An 18,560-nucleotide genomic window follows, 5' to 3' on the forward strand; every position below is an offset into this window, starting at 1 on the left:
AAGATATTTTTGTTTTTTGTAAAAAAGCTGTTTTTAGAAATGAAAAAAATAGATTAGATTTAAGTTTGTTCGGAGTCTGTTGACAAAACTTCTGGAGAAGCTTTTTCATTATTGTTTGGATTTGATTCATTTGATTCTTGGTTGTCTAAATTGGTTGTTATTTCTAATTCATCATTTAAAGGAGTTTTATCAGTGTTAGTTGTTTCATTGTTGGAAGACATTTGAGAAGTTGTTTGGGTTGGGGCGTTGGTTTCTTCTTTTTCTTTTTCCCACCAAGCAATTTTTCCCGTAGCTACAATTTCGTCAATATCTCTTTTATTAAGGGTTTCTATTTCAAGTAAATATTTGGCGATTGTGTCAAGCAAATCTTGATTTTCTTGAATAATTTGTTTGGCTTGTTGATAACAATTAGCAATAATTTTTTGAATTTGTTGATCAATTTCTAAACCTTTAGGATCAGAAAAATCATTTTGAAAAGTGTTTCCTGAATATTGCACTGGTCCTAAATCACTCATTCCATATTTAGTTACCATCAGTTTAGCTATTTGTGTAGCGTGTTTAAAATCGTTATAAGCACCATTAGAAACGTCATCAAACATTAATTCTTCAGCGACACGTCCGCCAAGAAAGGAAGTAATTTGGGCTAATAGGGCTTTTTTAGAAGAAAAGAAAGTTTCTTCTTGAGGAAGCATTAAGTTGTATCCGCCTGCATTTCCACGTGGAATAATAGTGATTTTTTGAACTATTTGGGCAAAAGGAATTTTGATTCCAATAACAGCATGTCCTGCTTCGTGATAAGCTACCATACGTTTTTCTTTGTCGTTGTATTTTTTAGATTTTTTAGTAGGACCAATTAAAATGCGGTCTAAAGCTTCGCTAATGTCTTTTTTATTGATAAAAGTAGCATTTCTTCTAGCAGCTAATAAAGCAGCTTCATTTAAGGTTCCTTCTAATTGAGCGCCACTAAAGCCTGGAGTTTGTTTGGCTAATTCTTCTAAACTGATTTCTTCTGAAAGTTTTTTATTACTTGCATGTAATTTTAAGATAGCTTCACGGTCTTTAACATTTGGTAAAGTAATATTAAAGTGACGGTCAAAACGCCCAGGACGTAAAATAGCTGAGTCAAGAACTTCGGGTTGGTTAGTAGCTGCAATAACAATAACACCCATTTTTTGGTTAAAGCCATCCATCTCTACTAAAAGTTGGTTTAAGGTTTGTTCAGAACCGTTGCTCCCACCAATATTGGAACCTCTTTTTCTAGCAACTGCCTCAATTTCATCAATAAAAACGATACAAGGAGCTGCCAGTTGAGCTTCTTTAAAAAGATCTCTTACACGTGAAGCTCCAACACCTACATAAACTTCATCAAAATCAGAACCTGAAGCAGCAAAAAAAGGAACGCCCGCCTCACCTGCAACTGCTTTAGCAAGTAAGGTTTTTCCTGTTCCTGGAGGCCCATACAACAAAACTCCTTTAGGAATTCTTGCTCCCATAGCAGCATATTTACGCGGGTTTTTTAAAAAGTCAATCAATTCTGACATTTCTTCTTTTTCTTCATCAGCTCCTGCTACATCTGAAAAAGTAAATCTTTTGTGATTGATAATAACTTTGCGACTTTTAGCGCCTTTTTTACCAGAGGTTGATGCCAAAATTTCTTGTCCCATTTGTTTGATAGTATCGGCAAAAAAGAGAAAAAAACAGTAAAAAAATAACATTGTTAAACATTGTCTAAATACCCAAAAAACATGTTCATAACCATTCCAAGGTCTAGGATCTACAGAATAGGTGTTATATTTGTATTTGCCGTTTGGTTTTTTTTCAAATACTTTGTCATAAGGAATATTAAAAAAATCAATTACTCTACCATCTGTAGTAGTAACTACAATGTCACAAAAAGCAGAATTAGCAAAAATGGGATTATACTGTATTTTTTCAATTTCGTTTTTTTGCGCAAGTGCATCAAATGTATTGTTATCTTTTTTTTCATGCTTAGTAAAATAACAATAAATAAAAGTGGCGCCTATTAAAATTACAGCAAAATAAAGGACTCCCATATGGAATTTTTTAAAAATTTTATCAAAAAATGACATAAATTAACCTTTCTTGCAAGAAATTATCTTTGGGTTAAACATTAAAATAAAATATTTTAATGTTTTGAGTTTAAATTCGGGATGGATGTAATTTCTGCATTTTTTTCGATTCTCATTTTTAATTTGTTTGAGAAAAACAATTTGAAGAGGTAAAAAAGTTTTTAAAAGCTAAATAAATCCTGAATTGATTTCCTAAAGTTAGGTTGGTATATAATTGAGGAATAAATAAAATATTGTCTAGATTGTCTACTACTAACCATAAATTATTTCTTTGAGTAAGGGGAACTTTTTTTTCAATTAAAAATTTTTTCAATTTTTTAGTGCCAAAACTAAATTTTAATGTGTCTTTTGGTTGGCGCAAACGCACTTTTAAAGGGAAGCTAACTTTTTGAGAATTATAATTGAGGGTTTCTATCAAAGGACAAACACAAACAAGACAAAGATTACATGTAGAAACACACAACAAAGGTTTTGTTAAAGCAAAGGGGAGCGGTAGTGCGGGGTTCATTAATTTAATATGCTTGTAATCTTTAATTAAATGCCAATCAGAATTAAGATGCCAAGATAGATTAGGCTTATAAGGATTGTTAATGCCTTTGATTATATTTTGGATAAAAATAAAACTTTGAGTAATATTTTTTTGTTCTAATAATAATAAAATGATATCTTTTTGAATAACTAAATCAAGGTTTAAAAAAGGCGCAAGTGCAATAGAGTTTGGTTGGTTACAACTATGATTTGTGTGTTTTGTAAGAAATAAAAGAGTTTGTTTTCGAATAAAATTGTAGGCTTGCAAAAGAGTTTGTTGGTATTTTTGGATATTTTGCAAAAAACTAGTTTGAGTTTTTAAATAGGGAATAACTTGATGCCTGATTTGGTTTCTTTGATAAGTAAGCTTTTGATTGGTGTAATCTTCCAAAAAAGGAATTTTGTAAAAAGCAGCATAACTTATGATTTTAGCTTTGGGAATGTATAAAAAAGGTTTTAAAAAGATGAAATCCGTCCAAGAAGTTTGGATCTGCATGCCACTATAACCTAGCAAAGTGCTGCTTCTGCTTATTTTTTGTAAAATAGTTTCTGCCAAATCATCTAAATGATGAGCTGTCAAAATAAAAGGGGTTCGGTGTTTTGCAGCTATTTGCATTAATTTTTGTTGCCTTAATAAACGTGCTTGGGCTTGAAAGTTTTTTTGAGGGCAATTTAGTTCAAAATAATGGAAGCCAAGGGAGTTTTGGAGGCAATAATTTTTAACTAATTCTTTATTTTTCCAAGTATTGGAGTTTGTTAAATGGTTGAAATGCACAACTTGAAGTTTTATTTTTTGTGCCACCAAATAATGAAGTAAAGCCATTGAATCAACGCCACCACTTACAGCTATAATATAGGTTTGATTGGTTTCTAGACTACAAGCAAGTTTAATATTTTCCATGAAAAATCCTTAATTAAAATTGCATTTGAGTTGGAGTTTTAGGGTGTTGAGTTGTTCTTGGTTAACTGCGCTGGGAGCTTCTAACATCAAATCTTTGGCACTTTGGGTTTTAGGAAAAGCAATAACATCTTTGATATTATTAGTTTTGGTAAACAACATCACAAGACGATCAAGACCTAGGGCAATTCCTCCATGAGGTGGGGTACCGTATTTAAGGGCTTCGATTAAAAAACCAAAACGGTTTTGCACTTCTTCTTGCAAAAATCCTAAAAGACTAAAAATTAATTCTTGCGTTTGGTGATTGTTAATTCTTAACGAACCACCACCCACTTCATAGCCGTTCCAAACTAAATCATAAGCATTGGCAAGAGCTTTTTGAGGATTGCTTTTTAAAATAGTAGCATCACGAGGGGCAGTAAAAGGATGGTGCAAAGAGTAAAGACGGTTTGGTGGGGATAGGTCTTCTTGAATGGTTTCAAACAAAGGAAAATCAACAATCCATAATAACGCTTCTTGAGTTGTGTCAACCAAAGATAAATCAAGGGCTAGTTTGGTGCGAAAAATACCTAAAGCTTTGTGAATAATGTCTTTTTTGCCAGAAACGACAAAACAAATTTCTTCATTTTTTAAAAAAGAATCATCTTGAATAAATTGAGATATTCCACCTATAATTTTATCATTTTTTTTAACAAAAGAAAACAATTTCAAGTTAAAATGTTTACTAAAAAACAATTGATACTCATCTAGTTTACGGCGTGTCAAAAATGCTGTTTTGGAAACTTTAAATCCTTTAATTTTTCCTGCAAAAATATTTTGGGAATAAGTATTAGTATCAAAAAAAGTAGTAAAATCTGTAATTTTAAGGGGATTCCTTAAATCTGGTTTATCAGAACCATAAAGTTCAAAGGCTTGTTGATAAGTTAATCTTAAAAAGGGTTGAAGAAGTGGTTTTTTCCAAATATTGGCAAATAAATCTACTATAATTTCTTCTGTTAAAGACATAATTTCATCTTGATTTAAAAAAGATGTTTCGATATCAATTTGACTAAATTCAGGTTGTCTATCAGATCTGAGGTCCTCATCACGGAAACAACGCGCTACTTGAAAATACCTTTCAAATCCTGCAATCATGTATAATTGTTTAAAAAGTTGGGGAGATTGAGGAAGAGCATAAAAATTACCTGGATAAATCCTAGAAGGCACTAAATAATCTCTTGCTCCTTCAGGAGTTGATTTAGATAAAATGGGGGTTTCTAGTTCTAAAAAATCATTTTTCAAAAGGGTTTGACGAATACTTTGGGTAATGTGATGTCTTTGAATCAAAAAATGTTTAACTTCAGGATTTCTTAAATCCAAATAACGATATTTAAGTCTGGTTTCTTCTAAACTTTCTTGACTTTGAAACACATTTAAAGGTAAGGTTTGAGCCTCACTTAAAATTTCAATATGAGATACTAAAATTTCAATATCACCAGTTGGCAAATCAGGATTTTTATTGATTCTTTCAATTACTTGACCTTTAATTTGCACGACTGTTTCTAATTTAATTAAAGCTATTTTGTCGTATTGTGGATTGTTTTCTTTAACTAATAATTGAACGATGCCAGAAACATCGCGTAAGTCAAAAAAAAGAGTTTTTCCTAAATTACGTTTACGAAAAATAAAACCTTTTAGAAAAACTATTTTTCCTTGGTGGATTAGTGTTAATTGATTATTATAATAGCTATATTTAGTTTTCATGAATATAATTTAACTCCTTGTTGTTTTGTAAATAAGAAACAACATCTTTTTGTAATATGGTGGTTTGCTGTTGGGTGTAAGTATTTTTGATTGTAATTTGATTATTGGCAAATTCTTTTGGTCCCAGAATTAAAAGATAAAGAGGTTGTTTTTTTAAGGCTTGTTTAAGACTTTTGGAAAAAGATAAAAACTTATAATTAAGATCAGCGGAAAAACCTTGATGGCGGAGAGTTGTTGCAAGTTCAAGACCTTGATAAAAAAATTGTGGCTCACTAACTAATATAAAGGCATCTAAAGAAGGTAAGATATTTTTGTTACAAAAAGAACGGGTGGCTAGAATTGACATTAAGCGTTCCATACCTAAGGCGAATCCAATACCAGGCGAAGGACTTCCTCTAAATAAAGTAACTAAATTATCATAACAACCACCGCCACCCAAAACTGCTTGATGTCCTTGTTCGTTATTGTAAACAATTTCAAAAACACTATTAGTATAATAATCAAGCCCACGGACTAAATCATGACACAATTCAAAATTAACATTCATTTGTTTAAGCCCTTCTAAAACTTGTAAAAAACGAACTTTAGCATCCTCAACAAGGTGGTCAAAAATGCGTGGTGCTTGCTTTAAAAAAGGTTCATTATTACAATTTTTACAATCCCAAATACGCAAAATATTTTTTTCAAATCTTTCTTGGCATAAAGGACATAATTGTTGATAATGTGTTTGTAAATAGTTTTTAAAAACTTGTAAATAATTATTGTATGTAGTTTTGCATCCCAAAGAATTAATTTTCACAGTAATATCACAAATCCCTAATGATTTAAGGGTTTTATAGGCAAGAAAAATTACTTCTACATCTAAAAAAGGGCTTGATTGTCCTAAAATTTCTACTCCTACTTGATGAAATTGACGATAGCGACCTTTTTGAGGTCTTTCATAGCGAAAAAAAGGTCCATAATAAAAAAACTTGTGTAATTGTGAAGTTTTATCTAATTTATTTTCCACATAACTACGAATAACACCAGCAGTTCCTTCGGGACGCAAAGTAATAAAACGTCCTTTTTTATCTGTAAAAGTGTAAGTTTCTTTGGAAACCATTTCTGAATGTTGAGCTGCTCTATCAAAAACACCACGATATTCAATTATAGGAGTTCTTATTTCTTGCAAATGATACTTAGCAAATAAAGTGCGAATGTGATTTTCTACTTTTTGCCAACAAACCATTTTATCCAACATCAAATCATGAGTACCTTTAATTTTAGAAAACATCTTTGGGCTCCTTTGCTTTTAGGGGTTTGGTTTGGTTTTTAATTTTTGGATTGTTTTGTTGTTTTTGGGATAAAAGTTTTGATAAAGCTTTTTAGGGATTTTTATATTTTTTAAGTTTTTTTGATAATAAAGCTTTAAAAGATGGATGAAAAATAATTTAAAAAACACAAAAAAAACAAACAATAAACAAAATAATTTTAATAAGGTATCATTAATAATTGAATAAAATAGAATAAATGAAGTAATAAATAATTGTCTGCATTATAAATAATAAATTATTTAATTATTGATTCTTTGAATTTTATAAATTTGTGAAATTTTATATAAATTAGTAATTAAATTATTTAATTCTTTAGTATTAGCTATTAAAATCCTAATCTTAATAATTGTTTCTAATTTTTGTTTATTAATAACATTAAATTCTAAAATACTTAAATTAAAACTATTGATTTTATTAATAATTTGTTGCACTAAAATATCTTTGGTAGAAGCAATAATGCTAATCCAAGCAGGATATTTAGCAATAGTGTAATCTTTTTGCCATGAAGCAGTAATTAGTCTTTTTTCATCACATTGAGCTAAATTATTACATTCCTTGCGATGCACAATAATGCCTCTTCCTTTAGTGACAAATCCTAGGATTTCGTCGTTATAAACAGGGGTACAACAACTTGCCAATTTTAATTTAGGATTACTAAGACCTTCAATAATAACACCTGTCTCACTTTGATGTTTGAGTTTAACATGAGATTTTGCCATTTGTTTTTGCAAAATATTTTGACTTAAAGTTTCTTTGGCTAAAACAAGCAATTTATTAATTAATGACTTAGGATTTAATTGTTTTTTAGCAATTTCATAATAAAAATCGTTAAGAGTTTGAATATTATAGCGCTCAAAATGTTTTTGGACAAAATTATTATCAAGTAAGGAAATTTCAATTTTATTGGCGGTTAATTCTTTTTCAATAATATCTTTTCCTTTTTGAATTTCTGCTAAATATTCAGTTTTATTTTCTTTGATATCTTTCTTTAAAAAACCTTTAATTTTTCTTTTAGCGTGTGTTGTTTTTACCATACGCAACCAGTCTTTATTAACTGATAAAATATTTTTATTGGTTTTAATCGAAATAATATCGCCATTTTTTAGTTGATAATCAATTGGTGCAATTTGCCCATTAATAATAGCTGCTGTCATTTTGCTTCCTACTGCGGAATGAATACGAAAGGCAAAATCAATGGGAGTAGAACCTTTGGGAAGTTCAAATACTTCTTGAGTAGGAGTAAAAACATAGACATTATCACTTAAAATATCATTTTTAATAGCATCTACAAATTCTTTGGGTGTTTCTTCAGGATGATTTTTGGCATCAATAGTAATTTTAACTAATTCTCGATACCATCTTAATTTTTTGGCAAGTTCTAATTGTTTAGCTTCTTGGGAATAAGTTTTATTTTCTTTATAAGCCCAGTGAGCAGCAATTCCTTTTTCAGCAATTTCATCCATTTCTTGAGTTCTTATTTGCATTTCAAACAAAGAACCATCCTTAGTTAAAACAGTTGTGTGCAAAGATTGATAAAGATTGGGTTTAGGAACTGCAATATAGTCTTTAAATCTTAGGGGCAATGGCGAAAAATGACCGTGAATAATCCCTAAACATTGATAACACAAATCAACGGTAGGAACAATAATTCGGATAGCTAAAAGGTCAAAGATTTCTTCAAAACTAACTTTTCTTTTAACAATTTTTTTATAAATGCTATAAATATTTTTGACGCGTCCTTTAATAGTGTAATTTTTGAGTTGGTGGCTGTCTAAAAGAGATTTAATATTAGTAATAATTTTGGCAATTGATTCTTCACGTTGTTGTTTTTTTAAACGAATTAAATTAGAAACACGGTAATATTCTTGAGGAAAAACATATCTTAGAGACAAATCTTCTAATTGTGATTTAATTTCAAAAAGTCCTAAACGATGTGTTAAAGGAGCGTGAATTTCTAAGGTTTCTTTAGCAATGCGTAATTGTTTTTCTGAAGTCATCACATTTAAAGTTTGCATATTGTGCAAGCGGTCAGCAATCTTTACAATAACAACTCTAATGTCTTTCGCCATCGCTAAAAACATTTTTTGTTGATTATCAGCATGTCCTTGATTTTTGTGAAAAGCAATTTTGGTAAGTTTGGTTGCCTGATAAACTAAATAAGCTACATCTTCTCCAAACAAAGAAGTTAAATCTTCCATAGTAGCATTAGCATCTTCCAAAACGTCGTGGAGTAAACCCGCCATTAAAGTATTGGGTTCGCTGTTTAATTGTGCCAAAATTTTAGTCACTGCACAAGGATGAATAATATATGGTTCTCCTGTAAAACGTTTTTGCCCGTGATGTTTTTCTTTGGCAAAAAGATAGGCTTTAGTAATTTTTTGCAAAATGGTGGCATCTTGAATATTTTTGAAAATCACAACCATTAAATCTTGATATAATGTATCTTTTTCTAAAGTTAAATCGGAATTTAAAATCATCTTATAACCTTCCTTTTTAAGGATTTAAAAAAAAGCAAAGAAAATAAAAGGAAGCAAAAAATAAATTAAGTGTATAATCTTTTTGTGCCTTGAAAATAAACTTCTTTAATAACACCTGCACCACAACAAATATTATTATTATAAAAAGCACATATTTGCCCTGGAGTTACTGCTTTAATTGTTTGAGGATAATAAATTTCTAAGGTATTTTGGTCTATCCAAGTTAAAATAACATCTTGATTGGGTTGGCGGTAACGCATTTTGGCTTGCAAGTGCAGATTGGTTTTTTTACCGCGCCAAACAATATCACTAATTAAGGCTTTGTCGCTGTATAAATAAGGATGTGTGTTGCCTTGTTCTACGTATAAAGTGTTAGTTTGAAGGTGTTTTCCCACGACAAACCAAGGTTTTTGGCTGGAAAAATCACCCAAACCTAAATTTTTGCGTTGCCCTATAGTATAATACATTACTCCTTTGTGATGTGCTAAAAAAGTACCATCCAAAGTTTTAATATCACCTTTTTGAGCGGGTAAATAGTTGCTTAGGAATTGAAAAAAATTTCTTTCACCAATAAAACAAATCCCTGTGGAATCTTTTTTAGTGGCATTAATTAAATTATTTTCTAAAGCAATTTGGCGTACTTCTTGTTTGGTGAGATTACCCAAAGGAAACAAAATATTTTGTAATTGTTTAGTTGCTAGTTGTGATAAAAAATAAGTTTGATCTTTGTTTTGATCCACAGCACAAGCAAGTTGTGGAAATAATTTTTGTTCCGAAAAAGTTTCATATATGATGTTAGCATAATGTCCCATAGCAATATATCGAGGGGCAAGTTTTGTTGTTACATACTCAATGAAAGCTCTAAATTTAATTTCATTATTACACAAAATATCGGGATTTGGAGTAAGATTATTTTCAAAGGCTTTTATAAAAGACATAAATACTTTTTGCCAATATTCTTCAATAAAATCAACACGATGTAACTTAATTCCTAGTTGTTCAGACACTTTTAAGGCATCTTTATAATCTAGTTCTTGCGGGCATATGTCATTTAAAGTGGGATTGCCTTGGATATCAAAATTAAGATTGCTATCCCAATTACGCATAAAAACTGCTTCTACCAAATAACCTTGTTTTTTTAAAAGAAAAGCAGCAACGGCACTATCAACTCCTCCTGATAAACCAACAACAACTTTTGTCATTTTTTGCTCCTTTTCTTTTTTTAGTTTGTTATGTATTATTTTGATGATATTTTATTGATGTTTTGATATTTTGGTTTTTTTGGAAATTTGTTTTATTACTTTTTATTCTTGTCTTTGTAGATAAATAGGAAGCAAAAATTCATTTCTGGGCGAAAGACTATTTTCTAAAACTTTAGGACCTGGTGCCACATTTTGTCTTTTAAATTGGTTTTGATAAAAAGTTTTAAGATATGAAACAACTAATTGATTGCTTTTTTCTTGACTCAAATCAAAGGCAATTTGTAATAACCAAGCAATTTTGGTTTTGGTAAAACCTTTTTTGATGTGGCAACAAAGAATAAAATCTTCTATAATTAATTTTTGATTAATGTTTTCTTGTGCTAATTTTTGATATAATTTTTTTAAGGAAGGTGCAATTTGTAAATGGTTGTTTTCTAAATGATAAAGTAATAATTCTTTAACTAAAACGTTAGGAACACCAGCATTGACATTATAAATGTGGTCATAATGACTACGAGGATTGTTTTTTCCTAAAGCCATATCCGAAAAATTATTATTTTCTAACAACAAAAACTTTTGCGTTTGGGAAGCCAATTCCTTTAAAAAAACTTGATCTAGGTCTTTGGTACAAGAAGCAAGCTCGTTTGATAAAATAGAAATGTTGTTAACATTTTTGACTAAAGTAGCTATTTTGTTTGTTTCATTTGTTGCGCTTGTGTTGTTTGTGGCATCAATTTTGTCAAGTCCCAAAAAGGCTAACAAATCTTTTTTATTTAAAAAACCACTTTCACAAATGTGACAAACTCCTTTAGTTTGTAAAAAATCTTTGAGGAGTTGATAATGAGTTGGGTTAGAAAAAAGAAGTGGATTTAGGATTACAATTAAATCTTCTAATGGTTTTTGCAATAAGGAAAAACTTTGAAAAGCAACTACTAAAGTTAATAAATCTTTAATATTTTCAGTAATTTCTACAATTATTTTGGCGTTCAAATTGCTAAGTTTGGTTTTAAGTGCTAATACTTGAATTTCGTTTGCCAATTTTAAGTGCGAAGCAACATTTGATTGAGGAATAAAAGGCGTTTGATTGATTGGTTTTTCAAAATAATAATGAGGTGTTTCTTTAAGTTCAAAATAAGCTTTTAAAAAAGGATGTTGTTTACCTATTCTTTGGTCACCATAAGTAGTATCAATTCTTCTTTGAAATTTAATTAAATCAACACAAACATCAACTACTAAACTTACATCTTGATTAAATAAATCTTTTTCGGAGACCATTTCGCCTAACAAAGCAGCCATTTTGTGGTTAGAAAATAAATTATCAACAGTGGATTCAGTAATTCCGCTACTGGTGTAAAAATAGCCTCCAATTTGTTTGCGCGAATGATCAAGAACGGCATTTTTTCTTAAATCAAGTTTGCCTATGTGATCAGTTGAAGCAGAAAGGTTAAAAATTAAATGAGCCCCATTTAAGGAAAGTAGATCGCCAGGAGAAAAGACAGTCCATAAATCTTGACAAATTTCTACTCCAAAAATAAGATCAAATTGAGAATTAATAAATAAAACATCTCCAAAAGGAACTGTTTGACCCAAAATTTGGATGTATTGGGATTCACAGGTTTTACCTGATTGAAACCATCTTTTTTCACTAAATTCTTTATAATTGGGAATAGTTTTTTTAGGGGTTATTCCTAATATTTTATCTTTTTGAATGATAACTGCTACATTAAATAAAACTTCATGCAAAGCAAGAGGCATACCTAAAATATAGACTCCTTCAAAAGAATTATTTTTTAAAAGCCAATCTAAAGCTTGAAAATTTTGTTCTAAAAAATTAGTTTCAAAAAAAAGATCTCCTGCTGTATAACTACTTAAACAAAGTTCAGGGAACAAAACAAAACTGGCTTTACTTTTTTTTAGAACATTTTGCATACTATAAGCATTTTTTAAGGGATTGCCTACTGTTAAAGGAGGACTTGCTAATTCAATTTTAATAGAACCGTTTTTGTACATTTTCTTTTATTTGCTTCCTTAGTTATTCATTTTTTAATAATTAAAGTTTAATATTTATGATAACTAATATTTTTTATTAAGATAATTTAATGTTAATAACTATAATTTTTATTGTTTATTTTTAAATAATTTTTTATATTGATGTTAAATAAATTGATAAGTATTTATATGGTTTAGGATGATAAAAAAATAAAACCATTATATATATTATATAATTTTTTAATAATTTTCCCAAATAAAACCTTATAATTAATTCTTTTTTATTATTAATAATAATTTTTGATTATAATTGTATTTATAAAGATTATTTTATTGATAAAAACTATTATTAATAATAAAGATAAATAAAAAAAAACTAGGTTAAAAAAAAACCTAGCTTTTTTTAAAAACAGTATAATTAGGGATTAATTAGTTTTTTTTGTTTTTTTTAACAAAGAAAACGCCACCACCAATAGCAGCAACAACTGTAACAGCTACTAATGTTAAAAACCACCATGATTTGTACCAAGATGTAGTAGAAACACCTTTACCAGCGTCAACTACATAAGTGTAAGTTACTCCACCTGTAACAACATCAGGTTTCGTAGTTTTAGCTTTAACTATTACTTTTTTTGCATTTGTATCGGCTACATCAACTGTAACATCAACATTTTCATCTGTTAAAACATCAGTATAAATTTTATCTACTTTAGCAGCTTTTAAAGCTTTAACAATTGAAACTATTTGTTTAGCTTCTTCATCTGATTTAAAAGTAAGTTTGTCAGTTCCTGATGGTAATGTTGCTGAATTTAAATCGATAACATTATTAGCAAAAACTTGAACGCCAACAAACATTAAAGAAACAGCAGCAAATAAAACTAAAACTTTAGCAATTAAAGATTTTTGAGTTTTTTGATTTTGCATTGTTTGTTCTCCTTTCTTGCGTTATATAATTATATGGTTTGAGTTGTTTTCTAACAAAGATTTAAAATACAATCAAAACCTACTATTATTTTAACATGAAAAAAAGAAAAATGAGAAATAATAATTAAAAAAATAAAGCTTTATTAGTTACAAAAAATTATTCTTGTGTCCCTAAATCAAAGTTATTATCTTTATTTTCTTTAAAACTTACAACAGCAGCCTCAGTTGTAATCATCAAAGCAGAGATAGAAGCAGCATTAATAACAGCTTGACGAGTTACTTTAGTAGGATCAATTATGCCTTCTTTTAATAGACAAACATATTTACCTTCTTTAGCATTAAAACCAAAATTTGAGGGTTGTAAAAGTTGTTGTTTTACTACATCTTTACCTGAAAATCCTGCATTATAAGCAATTTGATAAGTAGGCACTAAAAGACTTTGTACTACCAAATCAATTCCTTGTTGTACTTCTTTATTATCAGATACTAAAGTATCTTTTAATTCTTGATAGACCTCAACTAAAGCTTTTCCACCACCAACTACAATTCCCTCAGTAATAGCAGCTTTAGTAGCATTAAGAGCATCTTCAATACGTAATTTTTTATCTTTTAATTCAGTATCAGTTGCAGCCCCAACTTTAATTAAGGCAACTCCTCCTGATAATTTAGCTAATCTTTCTTGCAAATTTTTAGTTTCATAATCAGAAGTAGAATTTTTAATTTGGGTTTTTAATAATTGAATACGTTTTTCTAATTCAGGACTTTTAGAATTGCTTATCAAAGTAGTATTATCTTTTTTAATAATAACTTTATTGATATTTCCTAAATCATCCATTTTTAAATCTGCTAATTTCATATTAAGATCTTTAAAAACAAAATTAGCTTTTGTAAGTACTGCAATATCTTTTAACATTTCTTTTTGATTATCGCCAAAACCAGGAGCATTAGTTACAACTACATTAAAAGTTCCTCTTAATTTATTAGCTACCAAAACCCCTAAAACTTCATTTTCCACTGCTTCAGCTACAATTAACAAAGGTCTAGATGCTTTTACTACTTCTTCCAAAATAGGTACAATTTCTTGCACGGTGCTAATTTTATGATCAGTTACTAAAACTAACGCATTTTCTAAATGTACTGTCATACTTTCTCTATCAGAGACAAAATAAGGAGAAGCATATCCTTTATCGTACTGCAATCCTTCAACAACTTCTAATTCTGTTTCAAAACCTTTGGATTCATCAACATTAATAACTCCATCTTTACCTACTTTTTGCATCGCTTGGGCAATGATTTTACCAATTTCTTGACTACCTGATGAAACAGAAGCCACATTTTGAATATCTTCTTGGTCGTCTACTTTTTTAGATTTAGCTAAAAGTTTTTTTGCAACTGTTAATGAAGCTAACTCAATTCCTTCTTTTACTAAAACAGGATTAGCTCCTGCATCAATTGCATCAAAACCACGATGAATCATACTTTGTGCCAAAACAGTTGCTGTAGTTGTTCCATCTCCTGCTTTATCGTTAGTTTTAGAAGCCACTTCATATACTAACTTTGCTCCCATATTTTGATAAGGATTTTTTAATTCAATTTCTTTTGCAATAGAAACACCATCATTTACAATAGCGGGCGACTCGTAGGCTTTTTCTAAAATAACATTACGTCCTTTAGGTCCTAAAGTAACTTTAACAGTATTTGCAATTGCATCTACTCCTTGTAATAAAGCTTTTCTTGCTTCTTTGCCATAAAGTATTTTTTTACTCATTTTATTACTCCTTATTTATTGATTTATTAATATTTTTATGATTTATGATTTTAAAAAGGGATTAAAATATTGCCTTTTTATTTATTAATATTTAGTTTATAATTATTTATCTTATCTATATTATATTATTTAATTTGTGCCAAAATATCTTTTACAGCAACAATTAAATAATCTTTTTCTCCTAAAGTAACTTTGCTACCAGAATAGCTTTTATAAACCACTTCGTCATCTTTTTTTAAACCTTCAACTTTAGAACCTACTCCAACAACAACTCCAACAGAGGATTTTTCTCTTTCTGATAAAGCTAAAATAATTCCGCTAGCTGTTTTGGTTTCTTCCATTTTCAATTTTAAAACAACATTGTCATGTAAAGGGATAATTGTTTTTTGTTTCATGATTAAACTCCTTTTAATTTAGTAATTTATTATAGTAAATAAAATATTTTTGTAATGATTTAATTTTAGCACTAAATAATTTAAGTGCCAAAGCAATTTTATTATATCATAAGATTTAATAATTGGCAAGTGTTAAAAGAATTAATTAGGTTTTTTGGGGGGATTCAAAAAATTATTTTATGTTTATGGTTTGAAATTGCAACAAAGTTTTTTATTTATGTTGTTATTTATTATCATAAAAATAAGTTTGATAAATAATCTTTAATCTTGGATTAAGATAAATAACACAAACCAATAATAATAAATTACAAGTAATAACTGTTTCTAAATTAAGAACAAAAATAGTAATAAAAGAAGTTATTCCATTAGCAAAAAAAATATTATAATGGGAATTGTCTTTTAGAATATATTTAATACTTGGCAAATAACATAAATAACCATTTATAGTATAAAGACAAGTATGAATTAACATAATTATAATTAAAATGATTAATAAACGTATAATATTTTTTTTATTAATATTAAAATGACTTAAATCTTTATAATATAACAATCCTGTAAAAGACCAAGATAAAAGAGGCATTAAATTTTTTAAAAGATAATTCAGTATGAAAAAAGTTACTTTATTAATATTTATTTTTTCAAGCAAAAAAATATCATAATCAGCTAAAATCCAAAAATGACCCAAAGTGGTTACAAATTCACAAAAAAGATAAATAATAAGTGTTAAATAAGCTTTCTTAAATCCAAAAAAAAACCCTAAATAAAATAAAGGTACTAAAGCAAAATTCAAATAAGCTTTATAAGTTAAAGGAGACCTAAAATAATCATAGAATCCCATTTGTTTAGAAATATGAAATAATATAAGAGCTAAAGCAAGTATATGAGCTGCTAGAATATATTTATGCAAAGTCTTTTTAGTCTTTTGGGTGATTGAAGAATACAAAACATTGCTCCTTTTAGTTTTCTAATATACTTGTTGATAAATTTATTTTTAAGGAATTATGATATTATTTTTATCACCTCAATTATAACATATATCAAAATACAATAACATCAATGTTAATATAAATAATTTATTCAAGTTATCAAACAAAGATAAAAAATTGTTAATTAAAAATAAAAAAATAATGGATATTTTATATACATTATTTACTATAATTATTATTTAATTGTATTTGTTATAAATTAAAATTGAATAATAATCTATATTAATTTTAATTTTTTCTTGTTTTTTTAGGTCTTTTTGTGTCTTTGGATAAAATTAGGTTATTTAACAACTTTAAAAAATCAAATATCCTAATTTACTTGCAACAATTATAAAAAATAACAACGAAAATAAACATTGCAAGTAAGGAGCAAACAGAGACAATCAATAAATTTTTTTTTGCAAACATAAATATCTCCTTGATAAAAATGTGATTAATAAAAATGAAATAGGCAAAAAAATAATTAGGAATTAAAATAATAAATAAAATAAAAATTAATCAAAAAACAAAAAATATACTAAAAAAACAAAGTTTTTATCTACAAAACAAAAATATCATAATATACAATATCCAAAATAAAAGCTTAAACTATTTTACTAAATTATTAAATAAATATACAAATATAATAGCACAAAACAATCAAATAAAATAATGTTACAATTAAGATAAATCCCTATCATCAATATAAAATTATTCCAAACCAAATAAACAACAATAAATTTATTTTTAAAAAAGCAAAAAAATATCATACAAATAAACCCTTATTGTGTTATAATAATTTATATATTGTAATTAACAAAGGAGAAAAACAATGAGTAAATGTTATATAACTGGAAAAACCACCCTCTTTGGTAATCGTCGTAGCCACGCTATGAACGCAACTAAAAGAATTTGGAAAGCCAACTTACAAAATGTAAAAATTATTGACGAAAACGGCAAGATTCAAAAAGTAAAAATCTCTGCTAGGGCTTTAAAAAAGCTCAAATTACAAAGAGCCTAAAAAAATCTTTACTTTCTTTTGATTTTTTATTTTTTCTGATTTTCTCAAAAATAAAAAATCAAAAGTTCAAAAAAACCCATTAAAAAAATAAATAATAAAACACAAACACATCGTATAAAACATAACAAAATAAAAATAAAATCAAAAAAATAATAAGGAGCTCTAAACACATGAAAGCAAACATTCACCCTCAATTTAAAACAGTCGAAGTATCTTGTGCGACTTGTGGCAAACAACACCCAATTGGCACCACAGTTAATAGCATCAAAATAGAAACTTGTTCTAATTGCCACACTTTTTACACCGGAGTCCAAACTTTTGTAGTTAAAGCAGGCCCAGTTGACAAATTTAACAAACGTTATGGCATTACCCAAGACCAAAAAGTTAAAAAATTTCCTTCAAATGCTGATAACCAAAAAGAACCCGCCGAAGAACAAGAATAAAAATAAATAATAAATTCAAAAAATATTTAAAATAAAATAGCAAATCGCCCTATAAGTTCTTTTGGACCAACTATCACAACAAAAAACCAAAAAACTAAATCAAATTATCTTATTTATAAAGGAGTTCAAAAAAATGACCCAAAAAGAACAAGGGCAAGGGTTTATTGAAGTTATTTGCGGACCAATGTTTGCAGGAAAAACAGAATCATTAATTCAACGCAGAAATAAAGCATTAAAGCTCAAAAAAAAAATTTTATCCTTCAAACCAAGAATAGATGACCGTTATTCTGTTAAAGAAGAGATAGTTTCTCACAATCGCAACAATATTCCTGCTATTTTAATTGACAAAAGCAAAGACATTCTCACATTTATTACTCCCGAAATTAATGTTGTAATAATAGATGAATCCCAATTTTTAGATAACGACATTATCGCTATTGTAGATTATTTAGCTAACTGCAATATTGAAGTTATTATATCAGGTTTAGAACTTGATTTTTGTGGAAAACCATTCGGACCAATGCCTTATTTATTAGCAATTGCAGACACCGTTACTAAATTAACTTCCATTTGTGCTATAAGTGGGGGAAAAGCTAACCGAACTCAAAGATTAATTGAAGGTAAACCTGCTCAAAGTAATGAACCTGTGGTTTTGGTAGGTGGAAAAGAATACCACGAACCTCGTTGTCGAAAACACCATTGTTTAGCAGACATTGACAAAACAAAAGTTAACTGGAAAAACTTCGCCAACCAATCTAAATAACTCCACTAAAATAATTCATCTAAATAATTCTTTTAGAA

General features: G+C 28.4%; 14 protein-coding genes. 3 read left to right on the forward strand and 11 right to left on the reverse strand.

Annotated elements, in window-relative coordinates; all coding sequences use genetic code 11:
* Window positions 1-59 precede the first annotated feature (59 nt).
* The 11 genes from ftsH to AYWB_RS02965 all read right to left on the reverse strand — a co-directional run bounded on the left by ftsH (window position 60) and on the right by AYWB_RS02965 (window position 16,273).
* Window positions 60-2,090: an ATP-dependent zinc metalloprotease FtsH gene (gene ftsH, locus AYWB_RS02915; protein WP_011412870.1), complete on the reverse strand. Its 2,031-nt coding sequence runs from the start codon at window positions 2,088-2,090 to the stop codon at window positions 60-62.
* A gap of 118 nt (window positions 2,091-2,208) precedes the next feature.
* A complete protein-coding gene (tilS, locus tag AYWB_RS02920; RefSeq protein ID WP_011412871.1) occupies window positions 2,209-3,519 on the reverse strand; it encodes a tRNA lysidine(34) synthetase TilS in 1,311 nt (436 codons plus the stop codon).
* Window positions 3,520-3,528: 9 nt separating this feature from the next.
* The gene (aspS, locus tag AYWB_RS02925; RefSeq protein ID WP_011412872.1) at window positions 3,529-5,259 is read right to left on the reverse strand and encodes an aspartate--tRNA ligase; all 1,731 of its coding nucleotides are present in this window, start codon (window positions 5,257-5,259) and stop codon (window positions 3,529-3,531) included.
* Window positions 5,249-6,532, reverse strand: coding sequence for a histidine--tRNA ligase (gene hisS / locus AYWB_RS02930; RefSeq protein ID WP_011412873.1), 1,284 nt, complete (start codon window positions 6,530-6,532; stop codon window positions 5,249-5,251). The genes aspS and hisS overlap by 11 nt, the downstream gene beginning before the upstream one ends.
* Window positions 6,533-6,811: 279 nt before the next feature.
* On the reverse strand, window positions 6,812-9,049 hold the full coding sequence (locus tag AYWB_RS02935; RefSeq protein WP_011412875.1) for a RelA/SpoT family protein: 2,238 nt from the start codon (window positions 9,047-9,049) through the stop codon (window positions 6,812-6,814).
* Between the two features lie 65 nt (window positions 9,050-9,114).
* Entirely contained in the window at window positions 9,115-10,287 is a 1,173-nt protein-coding gene (gene mnmA / locus AYWB_RS02940; RefSeq protein ID WP_274376791.1) for a tRNA 2-thiouridine(34) synthase MnmA, read from the reverse strand.
* A gap of 66 nt (window positions 10,288-10,353) precedes the next feature.
* Complete coding sequence (locus AYWB_RS02945; RefSeq protein ID WP_011412877.1) at window positions 10,354-12,261, reverse strand: nitrilase-related carbon-nitrogen hydrolase; 1,908 nt, start codon at window positions 12,259-12,261, stop codon at window positions 10,354-10,356.
* A 408-nt stretch (window positions 12,262-12,669) separates the two neighbouring features.
* A complete protein-coding gene (locus AYWB_RS02950) occupies window positions 12,670-13,164 on the reverse strand; it encodes an immunodominant membrane protein precursor (RefSeq protein WP_011412878.1) in 495 nt (164 codons plus the stop codon).
* 157 nt (window positions 13,165-13,321) lie between these two features.
* Entirely contained in the window at window positions 13,322-14,932 is a 1,611-nt protein-coding gene (gene groL / locus AYWB_RS02955; protein WP_011412879.1) for a chaperonin GroEL, read from the reverse strand.
* A 125-nt stretch (window positions 14,933-15,057) separates the two neighbouring features.
* Window positions 15,058-15,327: a GroES family chaperonin gene (locus AYWB_RS02960; RefSeq protein ID WP_011412880.1), complete on the reverse strand. Its 270-nt coding sequence runs from the start codon at window positions 15,325-15,327 to the stop codon at window positions 15,058-15,060.
* A 223-nt stretch (window positions 15,328-15,550) separates the two neighbouring features.
* Window positions 15,551-16,273: a hypothetical protein gene (locus AYWB_RS02965; RefSeq protein WP_011412881.1), complete on the reverse strand. Its 723-nt coding sequence runs from the start codon at window positions 16,271-16,273 to the stop codon at window positions 15,551-15,553.
* An 854-nt stretch (window positions 16,274-17,127) separates the two neighbouring features.
* Here AYWB_RS02965 and rpmB point away from each other — a divergent pair.
* The 3 genes from rpmB to AYWB_RS02980 all read left to right on the forward strand — a co-directional run bounded on the left by rpmB (window position 17,128) and on the right by AYWB_RS02980 (window position 18,522).
* Window positions 17,128-17,316, forward strand: coding sequence for a 50S ribosomal protein L28 (gene rpmB / locus AYWB_RS02970; RefSeq protein WP_011412882.1), 189 nt, complete (start codon window positions 17,128-17,130; stop codon window positions 17,314-17,316).
* Between the two features lie 170 nt (window positions 17,317-17,486).
* Window positions 17,487-17,759, forward strand: coding sequence for a 50S ribosomal protein L31 (rpmE, locus tag AYWB_RS02975; RefSeq protein WP_011412883.1), 273 nt, complete (start codon window positions 17,487-17,489; stop codon window positions 17,757-17,759).
* 133 nt (window positions 17,760-17,892) lie between these two features.
* Window positions 17,893-18,522, forward strand: a complete 630-nt coding sequence (locus tag AYWB_RS02980; RefSeq protein ID WP_041639918.1) for a thymidine kinase — start codon at window positions 17,893-17,895, stop codon at window positions 18,520-18,522.
* Window positions 18,523-18,560 lie beyond the last annotated feature (38 nt).

Source organism: Aster yellows witches'-broom phytoplasma AYWB (genome assembly GCF_000012225.1).
In the GTDB taxonomy this organism is placed as follows: Bacteria; Bacillota_I; Bacilli_A; order Acholeplasmatales; family Acholeplasmataceae; genus Phytoplasma.